Origin of the sequence: Streptomyces sp. NBC_00582 (assembly GCF_036345155.1) — a bacterium.
Classification (GTDB): Bacteria; Actinomycetota; Actinomycetes; order Streptomycetales; family Streptomycetaceae; genus Streptomyces.
In genome coordinates this window covers 3,656,822-3,678,614 of record NZ_CP107772.1, presented here as the reverse complement: position 1 = coordinate 3,678,614, position 21,793 = coordinate 3,656,822, and the positions used below count along the sequence as shown (strand labels likewise).

Here is a 21,793-nt window from a genome sequence, read left to right as displayed (position 1 = left end):
GTGCAGGTTCTTGTGCCGGAACGGGCACGGGAACGGGCCCGGCGCGGGGCGGCGTCGGGCCCGTGCGCCCCTGAGGGCGGTGGTTCAGAGAGAGGCCGCCGCGGAGGCGATGGCCGAGGCGAAGGTGGACACCTCGGAGTAGACGCCGGGGGCGTTGGGCCGGGCGCAGCCGATGCCCCAGCTCACGATGCCGACCTGGATCCACGCGTTGGCGGAGTCACGGCGGAACATCGGGCCGCCGGAGTCGCCCTGACAGGTGTCGACGCCACCGGAGGCGTACCCGGCGCAGATCTCGTCGCTCGCGACCAGCCCGCTGTACCCGCTGTACGTCCGGCAGGTCGCGTCGCTGACGAACGGCACGGTGGCCTTGAGCAGGTACCGCTGCTGGGCGCCGCCCTCGGTCGCGGCGCCCCAGCCGGCGATGGTGAAGGTGCCGGTGTTGTACTGCGTGGTCGTGGCGATCTTCAGCGTCGGCAGGTTGATGGGCTGCGCGAGCTTGATGAGGGCCCAGTCCTTGCCGTTGCCGTTGTAGCCGGGGGCCCGGTAGACGTACGTGGACCGCACCTGGACCCGGCCGCTGGTGGACTGGAGGTCCACGACGCCGGCGGTGGCGGTGATGCTCGTGTTGGCGCCGGTCCCGCTGACGCAGTGGGCGGCGGTCAGCACGATCTGCTGGGTGTAGAGGGCGCCGCCGCAGCCCATCGAGAGCCGGACCATGAACGGGAACTCGCCCTGCGTGGCGCGGGTTCCGCCGATGACGGGGGAGGGGGCGGCCTGGGCGGCCGAGACGGGCTGCAGGCTGGCGACGGCGAGCGCGGTGGCGCCGACGGCCGCGAGTCTCTTGAGGGCGGTGAGGAGCTTCTTCATGGTGCTGCCTCCGTGGGGGGTGGAGAGACGTCTCCGCGTCTGGCGTGCCCATGTCACACATCAAGGCAAAAGAAAAACCCATGCGCTGGCATGAGCAGGTCAAGTTCGTGCCTGGATTATGTGAACTCCCTGAGCCCTCGCACAAGGGGTGCGATTCAGCCACTCGCCCGTGCCACGGGCCGCCGTGACACCTCTACGGTGGTCGTATGACCGCAGCAGCCGATCCAGGGGCGGGCCTCGCCTTCGTGTCCGTCGACGAGCTCGACGCGTGGCTCGCAGAGCATCCCGCGCCCTGTCCGGGGCTCTGGGTGAAGATCGCGAAGAAAGGGGCGGGGGTCGCGTCCGTCAGCGCGCGGGACGTCAACGACGTCGCCCTGTGCCACGGGTGGATCACCGGGCAGCGCAAGGGGCTCGACGAGCGGTACTACCTGCAGAGGATCACCCCGCGCCGGGCCGGCAGCCTCTGGTCGATGGTCAATGTGCGGCGGGTGGCCGAGCTGACCGCCGAGGGGCGGATGCGGCCCGGCGGACTCGCCGAGGTGGCCGCGGCGCAGGAGGACGGCCGCTGGGAGGCGGCGTACGCCTCGCAGAAGGAGGCGGACGTCCCCGAGGAACTGCTCGCCGCGCTGGAGGCCCGTCCGCGCGCCAAGGCCGTGTTCGACGGGCTCGGCAGGACGGAGCGGTACCTCGCCATGCTCGACCTGCTCCGCGCCCGCACCCCGCAGAGCCGGGCGACTCGACTGGCGGCCGCCGTCGCCCGGCTGGAGGCGGCCGCCGACGAGTCCCGGTGAGACGCGGTCAGTCCTGGGCCGCCGACTTGGCGAAGTCCAGCAGCTGTTCGAAGTCGATCGCCCCCGGATCCCCGTGTGTGTTCTCGGGGACGTGCATGTGCCCGCACACCCCCTGGAACGCGTTCCACCGCTGGAAGCTCATCCGCTGCCCGCCCCCGTTCCCGGCGGACCGCGGATACGCCGGCCACAGCGACGGCCCGCGCAGCGGCACGTCGTGGTGGATGTGCATCCACGCCAGATACCGCGCCACGCCCCGCAGCGCCCATTCGGGAGCCTCGGGCCAGTAGACGTGCGCCGGTTCGCCCGTGCGCCACTTGGCGTGCCGCTCGGGGTCGCAGGTGCCGACGAGCTCCACCTGGCAGACGTTCAGGGTGTTCGTCTCCACCCCGCCGCGCAGATTCACCAGCGCGCGCGAGGAGACGTCGATGTCGAAGTGCTGGTACCACCGCAGCCGTCTGGCGCCGAAGTCCGGCACCGCGGTGAGGTTCGGCGCGCTGGCGCCGCCCTGGTAGCCGGGCAGCGAACGGCCCTCGGTGGTGTGCAGAACGACGGCGTTGACCTCCATCCGGTCACCGCCGAACGTGCTCTGGTACCAGTGGTCGCGGTTCGCGCCCGGGTAGTGCTGGGGTCCGGTCCTGGTGCTCATGACCGCGACTGTGGCACAGGTCACAGATGGCGGCCGGGAGCATTCCGCTTCCGGCCGCCATCTGCTGTTTTCTGAATTTTTCTGTTCCGCTCCGGACCTCGGGTCACGCGTTCTTGATCGCCGAGATGTCGAAGTTCAGCTTTATCTTGTCCGAGACCAGCACGCCCCCGGTCTCCAGCGCCGCGTTCCAGGTCAGGCCCCACTCGGAGCGCAGGATCTCCGCCTTGCCCTCGAAGCCGACGCGCTCGTTGCCGAACGGGTCCTTCGCCGCGCCGTTGAACTCCAGGTCGATGGTGATCTGCTTCGTCACGCCGAGGATGCTGAGGTCGCCGGTGATCCGGTAGTCGTCGCCGCCCAGCGCCTCGGCGGAGGTGGAGCGGAAGGTCATCGTCGGGAACTCGTCCGTCCTGAAGAAGTCCGAGCTCTTCAGATGGCCGTCACGGTCGGCGGACCCGGTGTCGATGCTGTCCATCTTGACGTCGATGGAGGCCGTGGACCGGGACGGGTCGGTGCCGTCCAGGTGCAGGGAACCGGTGAAGTCGTTGAACTTGCCCTTGACGTTGGTGACCATCGCGTGCCGCGCGACGAAACCGATCGTCGAGTGCGCCGGGTCGAGCGCGTAGTCGCCGGTGAGTGCGGCGAGGTCCGGCGACACCGCCGCGGCGGTGGTCCCGTCGGTGTCCTTGCGGCCGAAGATGCCCATGACGTGCCTCCTTGGGGGACGAGAAGATCCTTTATGTTGAATCTTCAACGACGTCAACGTGGGCCACACTAGACCTATTCCGCCGCCGACCCGGTGAGGCTCGCCGTCACTCCCACGGCCGATGTCCCCGGCGTGCCGCGCGCCCGGATGTGAAGCGAGTCTCACCCGTCACCTTTGTTCGACCCCTACAAGCCACATGCCTCCTGAGCAGTCAGAACGGCTGCATGCCCCCATGGTTCTGTTCGGTGGTACCAGGAAAACGCTCCGAGGACTGTACGGAGTCGACGTCTCGCTTTCCTTGGTGGGCTTCGTAAGGTCGCTACATGACCGTTTTGGAAGAGACGACGGGTGAGCCGGACGCGGTGCCCTCGGAGCCCGCCGACGCTCGCGGGCGCGTGGCCGAGCTGCACGTGATCCGTGCGCAGGCGCTGGCCGGCCCGAGCGAGAAGGCGACCCAGGCACAGCACGCCAAGGGCAAGCTGACCGCCCGGGAGCGCATCGAGCTGCTCCTGGACCCGGGTTCCTTCCAGGAGGTCGAGCAGCTCCGCCGGCACCGGGCGACCGGGTTCGGCCTGGAGGCCAAGAAGCCGTACACCGACGGTGTCATCACCGGCTGGGGCACGGTGGAGGGCCGTACGGTCTTCGTCTACGCCCATGACTTCCGCATCTTCGGCGGCGCGCTGGGCGAGGCCCACGCCACGAAGATCCACAAGATCATGGACATGGCCATCGCGGCCGGTGCCCCGCTGGTGTCGCTCAACGACGGCGCCGGCGCCCGTATCCAGGAGGGCGTCTCCGCGCTCGCCGGTTACGGCGGCATCTTCCAGCGCAACACCAAGGCCTCCGGGGTCATCCCGCAGATCTCGGTGATGCTCGGTCCCTGCGCGGGCGGCGCGGCCTACAGCCCCGCCCTGACCGACTTCGTCTTCATGGTCCGCGAGACCTCGCAGATGTTCATCACCGGCCCGGACGTCGTCAAGGCGGTCACCGGCGAGGAGATCACCCAGAACGGCCTCGGCGGCGCCGACGTGCACGCCGAGACCTCCGGTGTCTGCCACTTCGCCTACGACGACGAGGAGACCTGCATCGCGGAGGTCCGCTACCTCCTGTCGCTGCTGCCGCAGAACAACCGTGAGAACCCGCCGCGCGTCGAGTGCGCCGACCCGGCCGACCGCCGCGGCGACGTCCTGCTCGACCTGGTCCCGGCCGACGGCAACCGGCCGTACGACATGACCAAGGTCATCGAGGAGATCGTCGACGACGGCGAGTACCTGGAGGTCCACGAGCGCTGGGCGCGCAACATCATCTGCGCGCTGGGCCGCCTCGACGGCCAGGTCGTCGGCATCGTCGCCAACCAGCCGCAGTCGCTGGCGGGCGTCCTGGACATCGAGGCCTCGGAGAAGGCCGCGCGCTTCGTCCAGATGTGCGACGCGTTCAACATCCCGATCCTCACTCTTCTGGACGTACCCGGCTTCCTCCCCGGCGTCGACCAGGAGCACGGTGGAATCATCCGCCACGGCGCGAAGCTCCTCTACGCCTACTGCAACGCGACCGTGCCCCGGATCTCGCTGATCCTGCGCAAGGCGTACGGAGGTGCCTACATCGTCATGGACAGCCAGTCCATCGGTGCCGACCTCACCTACGCCTGGCCGACCAACGAGATCGCCGTGATGGGTGCCGAGGGCGCCGCCAACGTCATCTTCCGGCGGCAGATCGCCGAGGCCGAGGACCCCGAGGCCATGCGGGCCCGCATGGTCAAGGAGTACAAGGCCGAGCTGATGCACCCGTACTACGCGGCCGAGCGAGGTCTGGTCGACGACGTCATCGACCCGGCCGAGACCCGCGAGGTCCTCATCAGGTCGCTCGCGATGCTCCAGTCCAAGCACGCCGACCTGCCCTCGCGCAAGCACGGCAACCCCCCGCAGTAACCCGGCGGACTCTCCCCGATCCCTCTGCGGAAACCTCTCTCACGGAGACTGACACCCATGAACACTCCCGACATCCGCGTCGAGAAGGGCAACGCCGAGCCCGAGGAAGTCGCCGCCATCACGGCGATCCTGCTGGCCCGCGCCGCCGCCCGCACCTCCGAGCCCACCCAGGCCCACCGCCCCCACCGCAAGGCGGGCTGGCGCCGCCTGGAGCGCGAGGGCGGCTTCCGCGCCCCGCACAGCTGGCGGTAACGCCGCGCTCGCCCGAGCCGCCGATACGGCGAGAAGGGCCCCCTCCGCCGGGAGGGGGCCCTTCTGCGTGCGCGGCTCCGCCGGCCGCCGAACGCGAACGGCCCCTGGGCCCCACTCCAGGGGGCACAGGGGCCGTTCGCACGTCGATCCCTACCGCAGGCGGGCCATCAGCGCGTGCTCGACGAGCGTGATGAGCGCCGACTTGGCGTCCGAGCGGTGCCGGGCGTCGGTCGTGATGATCGGGGTGTCCGGGCCGATCTGCAGCGCCTCGCGCACCTCTTCGGGGTTGTACGGCTGGTTGCCGTCGAAGCCGTTGAGGGCGATCACGAACGGCAGACCGCTGTTCTCGAAGTAGTCGACCGCGGGGAAGCAGTCGGCGAGACGACGGGTGTCCACCAGGACGATCGCGCCGATCGCGCCGCGCACCAGGTCGTCCCACATGAACCAGAACCGGTCCTGGCCGGGCGTGCCGAACAGGTAGAGGATCAGGTCCTGGTCCAGGGTGATACGGCCGAAGTCCATGGCCACCGTGGTGGTGGTCTTGTCTCCGGTGTGGGTGAGGTCGTCGATGCCCGCCGACGCGGACGTCATGACGGCCTCGGTACGCAGCGGGTTGATCTCCGAGACGGCCCCGACGAACGTGGTCTTGCCCACGCCGAAGCCACCCGCCACCACGATCTTCGCCGAGGTGGTGGAGCGGGAAGGACCGCCGCTAGAGCTTGCGAAGTCCACTGAGCACCCTTTCGAGCAGTGTCACGTCTGGCTGGCCGCCGGCGTTCTCGTCGCCGCCGGGCTGATGGATGGCGACCAGTCCCGCCTCCGCCAAGTCGGCGACGAGGATCCTGGCCACGCCGAGAGGGATGGTCAGGAGGGCCGAGATCTCGGCCACCGACTTGATCTCACGGCACAGGTTGCAGATCCGCTGATGCTCGGGCAGCTGGCCCTGCATCTGGTGCGGCTGCGCAGTGGTGTGCACCAGCGCCTCGATGGCGAGCTGGTAGCGCGGGCGCGTCCTGCCGCCGGTCATGGCGTACGGACGCACCAGGGGGTTGTTCGACGCTCCGGCGGGCGCCGGCTCGGGGGCGCGTCGCTGCGGCTGCACGGGCTGGATGCGCGGGGCCGACGGCTGGTCGTACGGCGAGGGCCCGGGGCCCTGGGGCGCGTACGGCCGCTGCTGGCTCGGTGCGGAGGGGAAGTTGTAACGGTTCGGGTTCTGGGTACCGTCGCCCGGGCCCTGGGGAGGACCGTACGACCAATTACCCGAATTCGAACCGCCTGGGGGTGTTGCCACTTTCTCTCCTCCTCCGACTGTGCCGGGCACCCATCACTATGGAGCCGCGTCCCGAAACCCTACGGCCTCGGGACGCCAAAACGCACCGTCCTACTGTCAGTTGAGCAGGCTCCCTTGGAGCTCCGCACGAAGGTCGGGCGTCAGAACCGTGCCGGCACGGTCCACCAGAAGGGCCATCTCGTACCCAATGAGGCCGATGTCCGCCTCGGGGTGCGCGAGCACCGCGAGCGAGGAACCGTCAGAAATGGACATGATGAACAGGAATCCCCGCTCCATCTCCACAACCGTCTGGTTCACGCTGCCACCCTCGAAGATGCGGGAGGCACCCGCCGTCAGCGAGGTCAGTCCGGAGGCGACGGCCGCCAGCTGATCGGCGCGGTCGCGGGGAAAACCCTCGGACATCGCCAGAAGGAGTCCGTCGGCGGAGACCACCACCGTGTGGGACACCCCCGGGGTGTTGTCCACGAAGTTGGTGATCAACCAGTTCAGGTTCTGTGCCGCCTGGCTCATCGGGCTCACACTAACGCTCCTGGTTGTAGGTGCTGTCAGGACCGAAGCCCTGGCCGTTCGTTTCACTGCCTGCGTTGCGTCCGCGCTGGACGCCTCGACGCAGGTTGCTCAGCCTGCCCCGGACGTCCTCCGGAGCGCGGGAGATCTGAGGACCTCCCTGGGGGGTGGTCTCGGCGGCTCCCTCGACCAGGTTGGCCTTGGGCACCCGCCGCGGCAGGCCGGACGAGGTCACCCCGCCCGCCTTGGGCTTCCGGAGCTGTGCGGCCTGCTGCCAGCGCGCGTCGTTGGCCGAACGCCAGCCGCTCTCGCCGTTGCTCTCCGAAGGGGAGGCCGGCGCTTCCGTGTGCACGGGCCGCGCGGCGCCGTTCGAACCGTTCGCCGCGGTGGATCCACGGCGGGGAAGCCCGGCGTCGGTCAGCTCGTGGACGGCGGAGGGGGCCGGTCCCGGACGGTCGAAGCCTACGCGGTCCTGCTCACCCGCGTCAGCGGCCTGCGAGGATTCCGCTTCCGGAGCGTACTGGTCCGGGTAGCCGTTCCGGTAGCCGGACTGCTGGGGCCAGTCGTCCTGGTAGGACTTCTCCTCGTACGCCGGGTAGCCGTCGCCCGCCGCTGCGTGCGAGGCCCCGCGCTCCTCCTGGGCCGGCTCCGCATACGCCGGGTCCGGGTAGCCGCCGTTGGCCGCGAAGCCGTTGTTCTGCGGCACCCCGTTCGGGGCCGAGAAGGACTCGCCCTGCGGCATCCCGTCGTTCGGCGCGAAGTACTGCTCGTCGTACGCAGGGCGCTGCCGCTCCCCGTACGGCGCCTGCTGCGGCTCCTCGTACGCCGTGCGGCCGTTCTGGCCGTCCGCGCCCTCGTACGCCCCCGGCTGGTCCACGAACGCCGTCTGGCTGCTGTCGTAGCCCGTCGGCGCCGCGTCGAAGCCGTTGTCGTACGACGGCTGCTGCTGCGGGGTGCCGTCGAAGCCCTCCGCGAAGGCGGGGATCTCCTGGGTGTGCTGCGGCTGACCCGCCTGGGACTCCAGGGCCGCCTTGCGCTCCTCGCGCATCAGCGAGCGGCCCACGGGGTCCAGGTCGCGCAGGTCGTCCGGAACCTCGTAGCGGCTGTCGTCGAAGCCGAGCTCGGCGGCCGTGCGCATCGGCAGGCCGTTGCTGAAGTCCTCGCCCGGGAGCTGCTGGTGCTGCTCCGGGATGATCTGCGAGACGGTGAACTCGTCGCGCTCGGGCTGCTCGCCGCCGCCACCGTGGGTGATGGCGTCCGGGAGCATGACCAGCGAGGTGGTGCCGGCCTGCTCGCCCGAGGGGCGGAGCTGGACCCGGATGCCGTGCCGGTCGGACAGCCGGCCGACCACGAACAGACCCATGCGCTGCGAGATCGCGGCGTCCACGGTCGGCGGGTTGGCCAGCTTGTGGTTGATGTCCGCGAAGTCCTCGGCGGTGAGACCGATGCCCTTGTCGTGGATCTCGATCATGATCCGGCCGTCGGGCAGTCGGGTCGCGGTCACCCGGACCTTGGTCTGCGGGGAGGAGAACGTGGTGGCGTTCTCCAGCAGCTCGGCCAGCAGGTGCACGAGGTCGGTCACGGCGCGGCCGTGGATCTCGGCCTCCGGCACGCCGGAGAGCTCGATGCGCTCGTACTGCTCCACCTCGGAGGAGGCGGCGCGCAACACGTCGACCAGCGGGACCGGCTGGTCCCAGCGGCGGCCGGGCTCCTCGCCGGCGAGGACCAGGAGGTTCTCGCCGTTGCGGCGCATACGGGTCGCGAGGTGGTCCAGCCGGAAGAGGTTCTCGAGCTGGTCCGGGTCGGCCTCGTTGTTCTCCAGATCGGTGATCAGGGTCAGCTGGCCCTCGATCAGCGACTGGTTGCGGCGCGAGAGGTTGGTGAAGATCGCGTTGATGTTGCCCCGCAGCAGGGCCTGCTCGGCGGCGAGCCGGACGGCCTCGCGGTGGACCTGGTCGAAGGCGCGGGCGACTTCGCCGATCTCGTCCCGGGTGTTGATCGGGATGGGCTGGACACGGGTGTCGACCCGGCCGGGGTCGGTGCGCGAGAGCTGGTCGACCAGCATCGGCAGACGCTGCTCGGCGATACCGAACGCGGCGTTGCGCAGCTGACGCATCGAGGTGCTCATCTGGCGGGCCATGAGCGAGGCGATGATGAACGCGGCCAGCAGGGCGATGATGACGATCGAGGCGTTGATGATCGCGTCGCGCTGGGCGTCGGAGGCGATCGCGCCGGCGTCGTCCACCGCGCGGTTGATGAGCTCGGTCTCGACCTGGCTGTACCCCTCGAACTTCAGGGTCGAGGCGGCCATCCACGACTTGGCGGTGACGCCCTGGTCGGCAAGCTGGGCGGGGGTCTGACCGCTGCCGATCAGCTTGATCATGTCGGTCATCGACGGCGGCGCGACGTACGTCTGGCCCGCGGCCTCCGTCTTGGCCTTGGCGTCGGCCGCGGCCTGCTCGCCCTCGGCCTGCTTCTCCTTCATGACCTCATTGAGGCGCGCGGCGTCCTGGGTGGTGCCACCGGAGCCGTACTCCTGGACGGCGACCTGCTCCAGGTAGGCGTACGAGGTGAAGGAGATGAGCTGCGACTTGTACGTGGCCTCGTCCGGGCTGGGCCGGACCAGCAGGTGCATGCCGATCGCGCGCTGCAGGGACTCGGCGCCCTTGGCGAGGGCGATCGCGTAGACCGTACGGCCGTAGGCGGTGATGTTGCCGGTGCCGAGGCCGAGTTCGTTGGAGAACTCCATCAGCAGGTGCTCGACCGCGACGTAGCCCTCTTCGGTCTGGACCGGGTCCATCTTCTTGGTGTAGGCGGCCGCGCGGATCTTCGTCAGCGCCGGCTCGGCCTCCTCCACCAGGTTCAGACGGCGCTTGAGGCCCTCCTTGTCGGGCATCCCGACCGTTTCCTGGTGGAAGGCGGCGGCCTTCTCGTCGGTGACGGCGCGGGCCTGCTTGACGACGGAGTCGTCCTTCTTGTTCTCCAGCAACGGCTCGGCGCTCAGGTCGCGCTCGTTGAGGAGGGCCTCGGCGTACTCACCGGCGGCGGCCACGATCTTCGCGACCTTCTCGGCGTCGCGGGCCTCCTGCCAGGTGTCGATCGAGCCCTTCACCTGGAAGCCGCCCATGACCAGGCCGACCAGCACGGGTATGAGCAGGATCGCGTTCAGCCTGGTCGGCACCCGCCAGTTGCGGGGCGACAGACGGCCACCGCTCTTGGGGGGTGCGGCCGTCGGCTCCGAGCCGGGCACAGGGGCGGGCGCCGCTCCGCGCGGCGGCGGCGTGAAGTTGCCCCGGGCCGCCGGCTCGGGACTTTTCTTGCTTCGCCTCACTCGACCAACAACCTCTCGGCGGTCGGCACCTTCCGTGCCGCAGTGTCTCAGAGCCCGGTCAGCCATCGACCATCAGTACGTCATTGACTATTGGGCAGTTCAGGCATTCCAGCACGACGCCCTGCGCAGTTCCAAACATGGAGAAGTGCCGGTTCGAAGTGATGTAAGCCCCACGTAAAACGGTCAAAAAGAGCGAGCCCCGTCAAAAGACGGGGCCTTCGTGCGCACAGTGAGACCAAGTGACCGCGACGCGTGGCGGTACCACCCGATTCCTCTGCCGAAACGTTATGAACACCGGAGCCGGCCGTGTCAAAGGCCACAGCCGGCTCCAAAGGGTCTACGACAACTGCCGTACTCCATGGTGATGTTGAAAGTTACCGCAAACGCGCCATGAGCGCATGCTCGACCAGCGTGATGAGCGCCGACTTGGCGTCCGAGCGGTGCCGGGCGTCCGTCGTGATGATCGGGGTGTCCGGGCCGATCTGCAGCGCCTCGCGCACCTCCTCGGGCTGGTACGGCTGCTGCCCGTCGAAGCCGTTGAGGGCGACGACGAACGGCAGCCCGGAGTTCTCGAAGTAGTCGACCGCGGGGAAGCAGTCGGCGAGACGACGGGTGTCCACGAGCACGACCGCCCCGATCGCGCCGCGCACCAGGTCGTCCCACATGAACCAGAACCGGTCCTGGCCGGGCGTGCCGAACAGGTAGAGGATCAGGTCCTGGTCCAGGGTGATACGGCCGAAGTCCATGGCCACCGTGGTGGTGGTCTTGTCCCCGGTGTGGGTGAGGTCGTCGATGCCCGCCGACGCGGACGTCATGACGGCCTCGGTACGCAGCGGGTTGATCTCGGAGACCGCGCCCACGAACGTGGTCTTGCCCACGCCGAAGCCACCCGCCACCACGATCTTCGCGGAAGTGGTGGCCCGGCCCCCGTCAGAGCTTGCGAAGTCCACTGAGCACCCTTTCGAGCAGCGTCACGTCCGGAGCGCCGCCGTTGTTCTCGTCGCCGCCCGGCTGGTGGATGGCCACCAGACCGGCCTCGGCGAGGTCCGCCACCAGGATCCGGGCCACACCCAGCGGCATGGCCAGCAGCGCCGAGACCTCGGCGACCGACTTCACCTCGCGGCACAGGTGGCAGATGCGCTGGTGCTCCGGGAGCAGCCCCATCAGTGCTGCCGGGTCGGCCGTGGTGCTGATCAGCGCCTCGATGGCGAGCTGATAGCGCGGCCGGGTCCGGCCGCCGGTCATCGCGTACGGACGCACCAGCGGCTGGTCGCCCTCATCCCCGTACGGCTCCGCGTACGGATCATGATGGGCGGGGGGCGGGGTCATGGATCCTCCGGGCGGGACAGCATTCTCGGTCAGTCGTGCCGTCCGTCGAGGCCGGTGGGGGGATTGTGTCGGCCGGACGGTGATTGCGTGAGGTGGGTGGTGCCGGGGCCGGTCAGTGGAGCAGACTGCCCTGGAGTTCGGCGCGCAGGTCCGGGGTGAGGACCGCGCCCGCGCGGTCGACCAGCAGCGCCATCTCGTAGCCGACGAGGCCGATGTCGCACTCGGGGTGCGCGAGCACGGCCAGGGAAGAGCCGTCCGAGACGGACATGAGGAAGAGGAATCCTCGCTCCATCTCGACGACCGTCTGGGCCACACTGCCGCCCTCGAAGATCCGGGACGCGCCGGCCGTGAGCGAGGTGAGCCCCGACGCGACCGCCGCGAGCTGATCGGCACGGTCGCGCGGGAAGCCCTCGGACATCGCGAGCAGGAGCCCGTCGGCGGACACGACGACGGTGTGGGACACCCCGGGGGTGTTGTCCACGAAGTTGGTGATCAACCAGTTCAGATTCTGTGCCGCCTGGCTCATCTGACTCAACTAACGCTCCTGCGGGTGAGTGGGGCTCGGGAAACTGCCGGTCTGACCGTTGCCGGCCTGACGACCCTGCGCGATGCCCCGACGAAGATTGGTCAGCCGTCCGCGTACGTCGTCAGGCGCACGCGAGACCTGCGGACCGGTTTGGTGCTGTTGCTGCTGTGCCGTGCCCGGGACCAGGTTGGCCCGGGGGACCCGGCGCGGCAGACCGGAGGTGGTGACCCCGCCCGCGGCCGGCTGCCGGACGCGCTCGGCCTGCCGGACGAGTTCGTCGTTCGGCGAGGTGCGCCACGAGGAGGTCGAGGGGCCGCCCGCCGCCGGCCGCTGAGGGGCGGCCGGAGCCGGCGGCTGCGCCGGCGGAGCCTGCGGCGCGGGAGCCTGCTCGCCCGCCTGCGGACCGCCGTGGAACCAGTTGGTCTCCAGCGTGTCGTACAGCGGGGTGCGACCGTCGCCCGGACCCTGGGCCGGCGGCAGCGCCTCCGGCTCGGGACGGTGGGCGGGACGCGGCGGAACCTGCGGCCGCGGCGAGCCGTAGCCGTTGGTCCCGTTGATCTGGGGGCGCTCGAACTGTCCCGTCGACGACAGGTCCTGGCGGCCGGGCAGCGCGTGCTGGCCGGTCGAGGAGTTGTCGTAGCCGGGAGCGGCGAACTGGCCCGTGGAGCCGTTGTCGTACGCCTGCGGAGCGAACTGGTTCGGGTTCGCCGGGGCGTTCTGCCCGCCCGGGGCGCCGAAGACGTCGGAGCGGGTGAAGCCGTCCTGGCGGTCGCCGGCGCCCGGGCGCTGGAACTGACCGGTGTCCTGGGGGCTCACGGCCGGGAACTGGCCCGTGCCCTGCAGACCGTTGACACCGCCGCGGCCGAAGTCGGCCGGACCCTGGCGCTCGTCGATGCGCGGGACGGCCGGCATCTCCGCCGTGGCGGCGGGACCGTGCCGGTCGTCGATGCGCGGCATGCGCGAGGTCTGCGCGACATCCGGCTCCTCGTGGCCGCGCGGGGCGTCCAGCGGGGTGCGCGGCACCGGCGGCTGGGCGTTCTCGTCGCCCCAGCTCGTCACGCGCGGCTGCGCGTTGCCGCCGGGCAGCTCGGCGCGCGGGCCGCCGCGCGGCGGGAGCTGCGGCTGACGGCCACGCTGCTCGGAGTTGTTCTTGCGCTGCGGCGGACGGCTGCCGCCGAAGAAGTCCTGGCCCTGGCCGTTGCCCTGGCCGTTGGTCCCGGGGCTCTGGAAGCCCTGCGCCGGAGCGCCGAAGCCGGCACCCGCACCGGCCGGGGCCGGACGGTCCTGCTGGGGCGGGACGGGGGACTGCGGTCCGCGCGGGGGCTGGCCGCCGGGACGGCCACCGCCGTCACGGCCGGGCAGCGCGGCCCGGGGACCCTGGCCGGCGGCGAGGCGGCCGCCCGCACCGGGACCGGAGCCGGGACCAGCGCCGAGGGCACCGCCCCCGGGAGCGCCGGCGCCGAGCGGACCGCCCTGCTGGCCGCCCTGGCGACGCGCGGCGGCGGCACCCGCGGCGGCCTGCGCGGCGGCGGGACCGCCGGCGGAGCCGCCCTGACCGGGCTTGGGCTGGGGCTTCTTGCCGCCCTGGGCGACGTCCACGGGCAGCATGACCAGCGCGGTCGTACCACCGGAGTCGGACGGGCGGAGCTGGATGCGGATGCCGTGCCGCTGGGACAGACGGCCGACCACGAAGAGGCCCATGCGGCGGGAGACGGAGACGTCCACGGTGGGCGGCGAGGCGAGCCGCTCGTTGATCGCCGCGAGGTCCTCGGGGGAGAGGCCGATACCGGTGTCGTGGATCTCGATCAGGACGCGGCCGTCGGGCAGCGCGTGACCGGTGACCTTGACCTTGGTCTGCGGCGAGGAGAACGAGGTGGCGTTCTCGAGCAGCTCGGCGAGGAGGTGCACGAGGTCGTTGACGACCCGGCCGGCCACTTCGGTGGACGGCACGGAGGCCAGTTCGATGCGCTCGTACTGCTCCACCTCGGAGGCGGCGGCGCGCAGGACGTCGACCAGGGGGACCGGGCGGGTCCAGCGTCGGCCGGGCTCTTCACCCGCGAGGACCAGGAGGTTCTCACCGTTACGGCGCATACGGGTGGCGAGGTGGTCGAGCTTGAAGAGCGAGGAGAGCTGGTCCGGGTCGGCCTCGCGGGACTCCAGTTCGGAGATGAGCGAGAGCTGACGCTGGATGAGGCCCTGGGAGCGGCGCGAGAGGTTGGTGAACATCGCGTTGACGTTGCCCCGCAGAAGGGCCTGCTCGGCGGCGAGGCGGACCGCCTCGCGGTGCACGTCGTCGAAGGCCGCGGCCACCTGGCCGATCTCGTCCCGGGAGTGCACACCGACCGACTCCACGGACGTGTCGACGTCCTGCGGGTCGGACTCGGAGAGCTGCTTGACCAGCTCGGGCAGACGGTCCTGGGCGACCTTGGTGGCGGTCTCCTGGAGCCGGCGCAGCGAGCGGATCATGGACCGGGCGACGACGAAGGCGCCGACCAGCGACACGCCGAGGACGAGCAGGATGAGGGCACCGTTGATGATGGCGTCGCGCTCGGACTCGGAGCGCAGCTCGCGGGCCTTCTGCTCCATGTCCTCGAGCAGGGTGTGCTCGATGTTGTTCATCTGGCGGATCTTGGTCGACGAGTCGTCGATCCAGTCCTGGTACGACCGCTGGTCCTGCGAGGTCAGACCGGAGTTGGAGGCGAACGCACGCGAGGCGTAGGTGTCCGACTCCTCGATGACCGGGTTGCCCTCCTCGATGGGCTTCAGCAGTCCCTCGGCGTTGTCGTCGCCGTAGATGCTGCGGAAGCTGGAGAGCTCGGAGTCCTCGTTGTCGAACGCGGCCTTGGCGTACTGGCGCTCGTTGTTGGAGAGCTCGCCGTACGACGTGTTGTTCGCGGGCAGCGCCGCCGCGAGGACGGCGCGCTGGACGGAGGCGTACTCCTTGGCGTTGGAGAAGGCGGACAGCGCACGCGTGCGCTGGATCATCTCCGGGTTGCTGGTGGCCTGGGCCATGTCCTGCGAGAGGTCCAGCAGCTTGGTGATGAGCTGGTGGTAGGCGTCGACCGTCTGGGAGGAGTTGCCCTTCTCCGCGTACGCCGTGGAGCGGATCTTCTGGAGGTTCTGCAGGTCGGCCAGAAGACCGACGAGGCTGTCGCGGACACCCTGGAGGTTGCCGTCCTTGGAGGCGCTGTTGATCTCCTCGGAGGCGTCCTGGAAGGCGGTCACGGACCGGTCCGTCTTGGTCCGGTAGCCCTTGATGCCGAAGTCGGTCGCCTTGGTGCCGTGCGACAGCGGGCCGGCCGAGCGGTCGCGCTCCTCCTGGAGGGCGACGGCGAGCTCGGTCGCCTGCTTGGTCATGTCCGTCAGCAGCTTCATGTTGTCGAGCTGCTGGATGTCGTCCATCGACTGGTTGATGCGCAGCGCGCCCAGCGTGGTGGCCGCGACCACCGGGAGGGTGAGCAGCGCCACCAGACGCGTGGAGATGCGCCAGTTGCGCAGCGCCACACGGGGGCCGGGCCCGGTGGGGCCGGCCGGCGGCTTGACCGTCGGAGTCGGGGGAAGGGGACTCGGCGACGCGGACGCGCCGGGGCGCCCGGGGCGCTCACCGCCGTCGCCGGACGTGACCGGACCCGGGTTCTGGGCGTGCTGGGGCGAGGAGCTGCCATTGCTGGGGGCAGTCCCGCCGTGCGGCTCCGGCTCCGCCGAAGCACTGCCATCCCTCTTGAAACGTCCCTGCACTAGCGTCGCAACCTCTGGACCAGGCGCCCTTCCGGGTGAACGGAAGAACGGTGTCGGCGTGTTGGGGGACGCCCTGAATTACGTCCCTCGAATGGTCGTGAGTGACCGGCGCTGGCTCCCCCTTCCAACCGCCACTACGGCGCTGGTGCGCCCCGGTGCGCCGGCTCGATCCAGCGGCGGTCCGTGAGATTCCAGCACAGTGCCGCACCTCCAACAAGGTGTGTTGGCCGGGCTGTGACATGAGTGACAGCTTGTGAGGGGAACGTTACGGGACGTAGAAAAGGTTCCCCTATAAAGCGGGCATAAGGGTGCGAAGCACTGGGGGGTGGCAGGTGTCCCAGTCGCGATGATCAGGAGCGGAATGAGTGCTTCAGGGAGTCAATGTCCGTTTCTTAGTGGTCGAACCCCGACGTGGTTTGACCGCTTTGACCGCTGATTCGTGAGCAAACTCACATGCTGATCATGCCGTCTTCACGAGTTACCCGGGAATCGCGTGTTTAGCCTGACGCTTTACAGGGATGGCACATCCGACAACCCGGCAACCCCCGAGCAGACAGGGCCACGTACAACAGTGAAGACGACGACGATGTTCCACAAGATCGCCAACCCGCGACGCACGACGCTGGCGCACCTCAAGGGCGCCGACGAACTGCAGGTCCCGGACCAGCCGGAGCACGCCGTCGATCTTCCGGCCCAGACCGCCAACCCCAAGCGCACCATCCTCATGGAGGCCCCTGTCGCGGCCTCGGTCGCGGAGTAGATCCCCCGAAGGGATCCACGAGATCTTCACCGATCTCCGCGGAGAGATACGCGCACCGGCCGCCGAATGCTCAAGGCGGCCGCAACGGATGTCAAGGGCGTCCCCGGCCGGGGACGCCCTTCCGCGTTAGCCTGGAGCGTCACACTCCAGCCGGCGCAGTCTCCGTTCTCGATCTCATTCTCCGTCTTCAGAGCAAGGGGCCAACCAACCCGTGCGCATCGCCAGGTTCTCCATCGACGGCAACGTCGCCTTCGGCGCGGTCGAGGGCGACAAGCCGGACGAGCTCGTCCTCGACATCATCAAGGGCATCCCGTTCGCGGAATTCGAGCTCTCCGGCACCAAGGTGCCGCTGAGCAAGGTCCGGCTGCTCCCGCCCGTCCTGCCCAACAAGGTGGTGGCCTTCGGCCGCAACTACGCCGAGCACGCGCGCGAGCTGGGCAACGAGGTGCCGGACGCCCCGTTCGCCTTCTTCAAGCCGTCCACCTCGGTGATCGGCCCCGGCGACGACATCCAGTACCCGCCGTTCTCCGAGGAACTGCACCACGAGGCCGAGCTCGCGGTCGTCATCGGCCGGATGTGCCGCGAGGTCCCGCGCGAACGCGTCGCGGACGTGATCTTCGGCTACACCTGCGCCAACGACGTCACCGCGCGGGACGTCCAGCGGCGGGAGAAGCAGTGGGCGCGGGCCAAGGGCTTCGACACCTCCTGCCCGCTCGGCCCCTGGGTGGAGACGGACCTGGACCTCGCCACCGCGTCCGACCTCACGATCCAGCTCACGGTCGACGGCCGGCAGCGCCAGCTGGGCCGCACCAGCGAGATGATCCACTCGATCGAGGATCTGATCGTCAACATCACCGAGGCCATGACACTGCTCCCCGGCGACGTCATCCTCACGGGCACCCCGGCAGGGGTCGGCCCCCTGGCTGTCGGCGACGAGGTCGCCGTCACCATCGAAGGCATCGGCACTCTCACCAACAAGGTTGTCAAGCGTGGCTAGCGCACCCGGCTCACCCGTCCGCGTACGTTTCTGTCCTTCCCCCACCGGTAACCCGCATGTGGGCCTGGTCCGCACCGCCCTGTTCAACTGGGCGTTCGCCAGGCACCACCAGGGCACGCTGGTCTTCCGCATCGAGGACACCGACGCGGCCCGCGACTCCGAGGAGTCCTACGACCAGCTGCTCGACTCGCTGCGCTGGCTGGGCTTCGCCTGGGACGAGGGCCCCGAGATCGGCGGCCCGCACGCGCCGTACCGCCAGTCGCAGCGCATGGACCTCTACAAGGACGTCGCGGCCAAGCTCCTCGACGCCGGCCACGCCTACCACTGCTACTGCTCCCAGGAGGAGCTGGACACCCGCCGCGAGGCCGCCCGCGCCGCCGGCAAGCCGTCCGGCTACGACGGCCACTGCCGTGACCTCACCGAGGCGCAGGTCGAGGAGTACAGGGCCCAGGGGCGCGCGCCGATCGTCCGCTTCCGGATGCCCGACGAGACGATCACCTTCACGGACCTGGTCCGCGGCGAGCTGACGTTCACCCCGGAGAACGTGCCCGACTACGGCATCGTCCGCGCGAACGGCGCCCCCCTCTACACGCTCGTCAACCCGGTCGACGACGCCCTGATGGAGATCACCCACGTCCTGCGCGGCGAGGACCTGCTCTCCTCCACCCCGCGCCAGATCGCCCTGTACAAGGCGCTGATCGAGCTGGGCATCGCCAAGGGGACCCCCGCCTTCGGGCATCTGCCGTACGTGATGGGCGAGGGCAACAAGAAGCTCTCCAAGCGCGACCCCGAGTCGTCCCTCAACCTCTACCGGGAGCGCGGCTTCCTCCCCGAGGGCCTGCTCAACTACCTCTCGCTGCTCGGCTGGTCGCTCTCCGCCGACCAGGACATCTTCACGCTGGACGAGATGATCGCGGCCTTCGACATCGCGGACGTCAACCCCAACCCGGCGCGCTTCGACCTCAAGAAGTGCGAGGCGATCAACGCCGACCACATCCGCATGCTCGATGTGAAGGACTTCACGGAGCGCTGCGCCCCGTGGCTGAGGGCGCCGTTCGCCCCCTGGGCCCCTGAGGACTTCGACGAGGCCAAGTGGGAGGCGATCGCCCCGCACGCCCAGACCCGCCTCAAGGTCCTCTCCGAGATCACCGACAACGTCGACTTCCTGTTCCTCGCGGAGCCGGTCACCGACGAGGCCTCGTGGACGAAGGCGATGAAGGAGGGCGCGGACGCCCTCCTCGTCACGGCCCGCGAGAAGCTGGAGTCGGCCGACTGGACCTCGGCGGAGTCCCTGAAGGAGGCCGTCCTGGCCGCCGGCGAGGCCCACGGCCTCAAGCTCGGCAAGGCCCAGGCCCCGGTCCGCGTCGCCGTCACCGGCCGCACGGTCGGCCTCCCCCTCTTCGAGTCCCTGGAGATCCTGGGCAAGGAGAAGACGCTGGCACGGATCGACGCGGCCCTGGCGAAGCTGGCGGCGTAACCGACAGACGTACGTGAGGGGCGGCAGCCGGAGTCTCCGGGTGCCGCCCCTCACGCGTCGCTCACTGCGCTTCGGCTTCGTCGACCAGGTAGGCGAACTCGTCGAAGATCTCCAGCACGACGACGACCATGACGGCGCCCGCGACCATGTACTCCAACATCACCCCGGGAGCCACGTAGGCCTTGCGCAGGTGTTCGTCGGGCCCGAGTTGCGCGGTCGCGACCTTGCGGAAAGGGTCCCGTGCCAGTATCCGCACGGCCTTGTCCAACTGGGCTCGCCGCTCGGTGGGCAGGCCGTCGTACGCCGCGCGGGCCTCGACGGTGAACTGGACTCGGTACTCGCTCACGCCCCCAGTGTGCCAGCCCGCGATACCGTCGGAGCCATGAGCATTCGTGCCGTGGTCTGGGACGTTGACGACACCCTCTTCGACTACACGACCGCCGACCGCGAGGGCATGCGGGGGCATCTGGTGGCCGAGAGGCTGCTGGAGGGGTACGGGACCGCGGAGCAGGCCCTCGACCGGTGGCGGGAGGTCACCGATCAGCAGTGGGCGCGCTTCTCCGCGGGCGAGGTCACCTTCGAGGGGCAGCGGCGGGACCGGGTGCGGGTCTTCCTGGGCCGGCCGGAGCTCACCGACGCCGAGGCCGACGACTGGTTCCGGCGCTACCTCGGGCACTACGAGGCCGCCTGGGCGCTTTTCCCCGACGTGCTGCCCACCCTGGACGCCCTCGCCGCCAGCCACCGGCACGCGGTGCTGTCCAACTCCAGCCTCACCGTCCAGGACCACAAGCTGCGCGTGCTCGGGGTGCACGACCGCTTCGAGACCATCCTGTGCGCGGCCGAGCTGGGCGTGTCCAAGCCGGAGGCCGCCGCCTTCCTCGCCGCCTGCGACGCCCTGGAGCTGGCCCCGCACGAGGTGGCGTACGTCGGCGACCACCCCGAGATCGACGGACGGGGCGCCGCCGACGCCGGTCTGCTCTCGGTGTGGATCGACCGCTACGGCGGTACGGCGACCGTCGAGGTGCCGCCCGGCCGGCATCGGATCGCCACCCTCGCCGAACTCCCCGCGATCCTCGGCGCGGATACCCGTTTTGGAGCCCCGTCCACCTTCGGGTAATGTTCTTCCTGCGCCGAGGGAGCGGGCCGGAAGGCCGGAAACCCGAAGCGCGAAACTAGAACAAGATCCCCTTCGGGGCTTGCGTTCCAGTGGCCTATGGTGTAATTGGCAGCACGACTGATTCTGGTTCAGTTAGTCTTGGTTCGAGTCCAGGTAGGCCAGCTCGCAGAGCTCATCTGCAAAGCCCCCGTTGTGTAGCGGCCTAGCACGCTGCCCTCTCAAGGCAGTAGCGCCGGTTCGAATCCGGTCGGGGGTACTGATCTCGATCAACTCGGGATCGCCAGGGCCCCCGTTGTGTAGCGGCCTAGCACGCCGCCCTCTCAAGGCGGTAGCGCCGGTTCGAATCCGGTCGGGGGTACTGAACTGGTCTAAACCACATTGGTCTATGGTGTAATTGGCAGCACGACTGATTCTGGTTCAGTTAGTCTTGGTTCGAGTCCAGGTAGACCAGCTCGGACCTGCGGAAACGCAGTGTCCACGCCCCCGTTGTGTAGCGGCCTAGCACGCCGCCCTCTCAAGGCGGTAGCGCCGGTTCGAATCCGGTCGGGGGTACGGGACGATGGCTCCTCGCCTCAGCCGATGTGCTGAGATGGGGGGCCATTTTCTGTTTCGTCGGCGCGTGCTGCTCGGTGGGGGCCGGTCCCGCCGTGCCCCGCGCCCGCCCCTTGACGTGGGAGCCCTGAGCCCTTGTGCGGAAGTCACCCTCCTCAGGGCCTGCCGCGGCGTTGAGGCCGGCCCTGGTGGCGGATGTCCCGTTCAGCCCGTGCGGCGCAGGGCCTCCGACAGGCGCCCTGCCGCGTCGATGACCGCCTGGGCGTGCATACGGCCGGGGTGGCGGGTCAGGCGTTCGATGGGGCCCGAGACCGAGACGGCGGCCACGACGCGGTTCGAGGGGCCGCGGACGGGGGCGGAGACCGAGGCGACGCCCGGCTCGCGCTCGCCGATCGACTGGGCCCAGCCACGGCGTCGTACACCGGACAGGGCGGTCGCGGTGAAGCGGGCGCCCTGCAGGCCGCGGTGGAGGCGCTCCGGCTCCTCCCAGGCCATGAGGATCTGGGCCGAGGAACCGGCCTTCATCGTGAGCGTGGAGCCGACCGGGACCGTGTCCCGCAGGCCGGACAGGCGCTCCGCCGCGGCGACGCAGATGCGCATGTCGCCCTGGCGGCGGTAGAGCTGCGCGCTCTCGCCCGTCACGTCACGGAGGTGGGTGAGCACCGGGCCCGCCGTCGCGAGGAGACGGTCCTCGCCCGCCGCCGCCGCGAGTTCGGCGAGGCGGGGGCCGAGGATGAAACGGCCCTGCATGTCGCGCGCCACCATTCGGTGGTGTTCCAATGCCACGGCCAGCCGGTGGGCCGTGGGTCGTGCGAGTCCGGTGGCCGCGACCAGTCCCGCGAGGGTGGCCGGACCGGACTCCAGGGCGCTCAGGACAAGGGCTGCCTTGTCCAGAACGCCCACGCCGCTACTGTTGTCCATGAAACGATATTCCCGTCTCACTCTGTGAAACGCAAGTTCATTTTTCCGTGAGACGCGCAA

General features: G+C 69.8%; 20 protein-coding genes and 5 tRNA genes. 12 read left to right on the top strand and 13 right to left on the bottom strand.

Translation table 11 applies throughout. The features are described 5' to 3' along the window. Positions 1-84: 84 nt before the first annotated feature. Entirely contained in the window at positions 85-867 is a 783-nt protein-coding gene (locus tag OG852_RS16025; RefSeq protein WP_133915802.1) for a S1 family peptidase, read from the bottom strand. 206 nt (positions 868-1,073) lie between these two features. On the opposite strand from OG852_RS16025, the gene OG852_RS16020 reads away from it, so the two are divergent. Next, entirely contained in the window at positions 1,074-1,658 is a 585-nt protein-coding gene (locus OG852_RS16020; protein WP_330348302.1) for a YdeI/OmpD-associated family protein, read from the top strand. A gap of 7 nt (positions 1,659-1,665) precedes the next feature. Here the strand turns inward: OG852_RS16020 and OG852_RS16015 are convergent, their stop codons facing one another. Beyond that, positions 1,666-2,304: a hypothetical protein gene (locus OG852_RS16015; protein ID WP_133915804.1), complete on the bottom strand. Its 639-nt coding sequence runs from the start codon at positions 2,302-2,304 to the stop codon at positions 1,666-1,668. Positions 2,305-2,407: 103 nt separating this feature from the next. Further along, the gene (locus tag OG852_RS16010) at positions 2,408-3,007 is read right to left on the bottom strand and encodes a YceI family protein (RefSeq protein WP_133915805.1); all 600 of its coding nucleotides are present in this window, start codon (positions 3,005-3,007) and stop codon (positions 2,408-2,410) included. A gap of 323 nt (positions 3,008-3,330) precedes the next feature. On the opposite strand from OG852_RS16010, the gene OG852_RS16005 reads away from it, so the two are divergent. Continuing rightward, the gene (locus OG852_RS16005; RefSeq protein WP_133915806.1) at positions 3,331-4,935 is read left to right on the top strand and encodes an acyl-CoA carboxylase subunit beta; all 1,605 of its coding nucleotides are present in this window, start codon (positions 3,331-3,333) and stop codon (positions 4,933-4,935) included. 57 nt (positions 4,936-4,992) lie between these two features. After that, positions 4,993-5,187, top strand: a complete 195-nt coding sequence (locus OG852_RS16000; protein ID WP_133915807.1) for an acyl-CoA carboxylase subunit epsilon — start codon at positions 4,993-4,995, stop codon at positions 5,185-5,187. Between the two features lie 150 nt (positions 5,188-5,337). Here the strand turns inward: OG852_RS16000 and OG852_RS15995 are convergent, their stop codons facing one another. The 8 genes from OG852_RS15995 to OG852_RS15960 all read right to left on the bottom strand — a co-directional run bounded on the left by OG852_RS15995 (position 5,338) and on the right by OG852_RS15960 (position 15,909). Then, entirely contained in the window at positions 5,338-5,919 is a 582-nt protein-coding gene (locus OG852_RS15995) for a GTP-binding protein (protein WP_133915808.1), read from the bottom strand. Continuing rightward, positions 5,900-6,478, bottom strand: a complete 579-nt coding sequence (locus OG852_RS15990) for a DUF742 domain-containing protein (RefSeq protein WP_133915809.1) — start codon at positions 6,476-6,478, stop codon at positions 5,900-5,902. The genes OG852_RS15995 and OG852_RS15990 overlap by 20 nt, the downstream gene beginning before the upstream one ends. Before the next feature lie 96 nt (positions 6,479-6,574). Then, positions 6,575-6,988, bottom strand: a complete 414-nt coding sequence (locus OG852_RS15985) for a roadblock/LC7 domain-containing protein (protein WP_004983065.1) — start codon at positions 6,986-6,988, stop codon at positions 6,575-6,577. Between the two features lie 10 nt (positions 6,989-6,998). Then, positions 6,999-10,316 (bottom strand): sensor histidine kinase, encoded by a 3,318-nt coding sequence (locus OG852_RS15980; protein WP_330348301.1) that lies wholly within the window; start codon positions 10,314-10,316, stop codon positions 6,999-7,001. Positions 10,317-10,690: 374 nt separating this feature from the next. After that, positions 10,691-11,266, bottom strand: coding sequence for a GTP-binding protein (locus OG852_RS15975; protein ID WP_030793795.1), 576 nt, complete (start codon positions 11,264-11,266; stop codon positions 10,691-10,693). Next, complete coding sequence (locus tag OG852_RS15970; RefSeq protein ID WP_055633953.1) at positions 11,247-11,645, bottom strand: DUF742 domain-containing protein; 399 nt, start codon at positions 11,643-11,645, stop codon at positions 11,247-11,249. The genes OG852_RS15975 and OG852_RS15970 overlap by 20 nt, the downstream gene beginning before the upstream one ends. A gap of 112 nt (positions 11,646-11,757) precedes the next feature. Continuing rightward, positions 11,758-12,171, bottom strand: coding sequence for a roadblock/LC7 domain-containing protein (locus OG852_RS15965; protein ID WP_003993189.1), 414 nt, complete (start codon positions 12,169-12,171; stop codon positions 11,758-11,760). Between the two features lie 9 nt (positions 12,172-12,180). Then, complete coding sequence (locus OG852_RS15960; RefSeq protein ID WP_330348300.1) at positions 12,181-15,909, bottom strand: sensor histidine kinase; 3,729 nt, start codon at positions 15,907-15,909, stop codon at positions 12,181-12,183. A gap of 571 nt (positions 15,910-16,480) precedes the next feature. On the opposite strand from OG852_RS15960, the gene OG852_RS15955 reads away from it, so the two are divergent. From OG852_RS15955 to gltX, 3 genes are all read left to right on the top strand, one after another. Beyond that, on the top strand, positions 16,481-16,669 hold the full coding sequence (locus tag OG852_RS15955; protein WP_166663662.1) for a hypothetical protein: 189 nt from the start codon (positions 16,481-16,483) through the stop codon (positions 16,667-16,669). Between the two features lie 211 nt (positions 16,670-16,880). Beyond that, complete coding sequence (locus OG852_RS15950) at positions 16,881-17,666, top strand: fumarylacetoacetate hydrolase family protein (protein ID WP_133915812.1); 786 nt, start codon at positions 16,881-16,883, stop codon at positions 17,664-17,666. Further along, positions 17,659-19,143, top strand: a complete 1,485-nt coding sequence (gene gltX, locus OG852_RS15945) for a glutamate--tRNA ligase (RefSeq protein ID WP_133915813.1) — start codon at positions 17,659-17,661, stop codon at positions 19,141-19,143. The genes OG852_RS15950 and gltX overlap by 8 nt, the downstream gene beginning before the upstream one ends. A gap of 61 nt (positions 19,144-19,204) precedes the next feature. On the opposite strand, the gene OG852_RS15940 is transcribed toward gltX, so the two are convergent. After that, positions 19,205-19,489, bottom strand: coding sequence for a type II toxin-antitoxin system RelE family toxin (locus tag OG852_RS15940; protein WP_133915814.1), 285 nt, complete (start codon positions 19,487-19,489; stop codon positions 19,205-19,207). A 36-nt stretch (positions 19,490-19,525) separates the two neighbouring features. Between OG852_RS15940 and OG852_RS15935 the strand changes: the two genes are divergently transcribed. The 6 genes from OG852_RS15935 (at position 19,526) to OG852_RS15910 (ending at position 20,812) form a co-directional block, all read left to right on the top strand. Continuing rightward, a complete protein-coding gene (locus OG852_RS15935; protein WP_133915815.1) occupies positions 19,526-20,260 on the top strand; it encodes an HAD family hydrolase in 735 nt (244 codons plus the stop codon). 90 nt (positions 20,261-20,350) lie between these two features. After that, positions 20,351-20,422, top strand: a tRNA-Gln gene (locus OG852_RS15930). Between the two features lie 21 nt (positions 20,423-20,443). Then, positions 20,444-20,516 (top strand) — tRNA-Glu (locus OG852_RS15925). A 29-nt stretch (positions 20,517-20,545) separates the two neighbouring features. Further along, positions 20,546-20,618 (top strand) — tRNA-Glu (locus OG852_RS15920). 21 nt (positions 20,619-20,639) lie between these two features. Then, positions 20,640-20,711, top strand: a tRNA-Gln gene (locus OG852_RS15915). A gap of 28 nt (positions 20,712-20,739) precedes the next feature. Continuing rightward, positions 20,740-20,812 (top strand) — tRNA-Glu (locus OG852_RS15910). A 204-nt stretch (positions 20,813-21,016) separates the two neighbouring features. Here OG852_RS15910 and ndgR read toward each other — a convergent pair. After that, complete coding sequence (gene ndgR, locus OG852_RS15905) at positions 21,017-21,733, bottom strand: IclR family transcriptional regulator NdgR (protein ID WP_010984119.1); 717 nt, start codon at positions 21,731-21,733, stop codon at positions 21,017-21,019. Positions 21,734-21,793 lie beyond the last annotated feature (60 nt).

Coding starts and splice junctions, on each gene's coding strand:
- OG852_RS15935 (WP_133915815.1), top strand. CDS start 19,526: ATGAGCATTCGTGCCGTGGTCTGGGACGTTGACGACACCCTCTTCGAC.
- OG852_RS16015 (WP_133915804.1), bottom strand. CDS start 2,304: ATGAGCACCAGGACCGGACCCCAGCACTACCCGGGCGCGAACCGCGAC.
- OG852_RS15985 (WP_004983065.1), bottom strand. CDS start 6,988: ATGAGCCAGGCGGCACAGAACCTGAACTGGTTGATCACCAACTTCGTG.
- OG852_RS16025 (WP_133915802.1), bottom strand. CDS start 867: ATGAAGAAGCTCCTCACCGCCCTCAAGAGACTCGCGGCCGTCGGCGCC.
- OG852_RS15970 (WP_055633953.1), bottom strand. CDS start 11,645: ATGACCCCGCCCCCCGCCCATCATGATCCGTACGCGGAGCCGTACGGG.
- OG852_RS16000 (WP_133915807.1), top strand. CDS start 4,993: ATGAACACTCCCGACATCCGCGTCGAGAAGGGCAACGCCGAGCCCGAG.
- OG852_RS16010 (WP_133915805.1), bottom strand. CDS start 3,007: ATGGGCATCTTCGGCCGCAAGGACACCGACGGGACCACCGCCGCGGCG.
- OG852_RS15965 (WP_003993189.1), bottom strand. CDS start 12,171: ATGAGCCAGGCGGCACAGAATCTGAACTGGTTGATCACCAACTTCGTG.
- OG852_RS16020 (WP_330348302.1), top strand. CDS start 1,074: ATGACCGCAGCAGCCGATCCAGGGGCGGGCCTCGCCTTCGTGTCCGTC.
- OG852_RS16005 (WP_133915806.1), top strand. CDS start 3,331: ATGACCGTTTTGGAAGAGACGACGGGTGAGCCGGACGCGGTGCCCTCG.
- ndgR (WP_010984119.1), bottom strand. CDS start 21,733: ATGGACAACAGTAGCGGCGTGGGCGTTCTGGACAAGGCAGCCCTTGTC.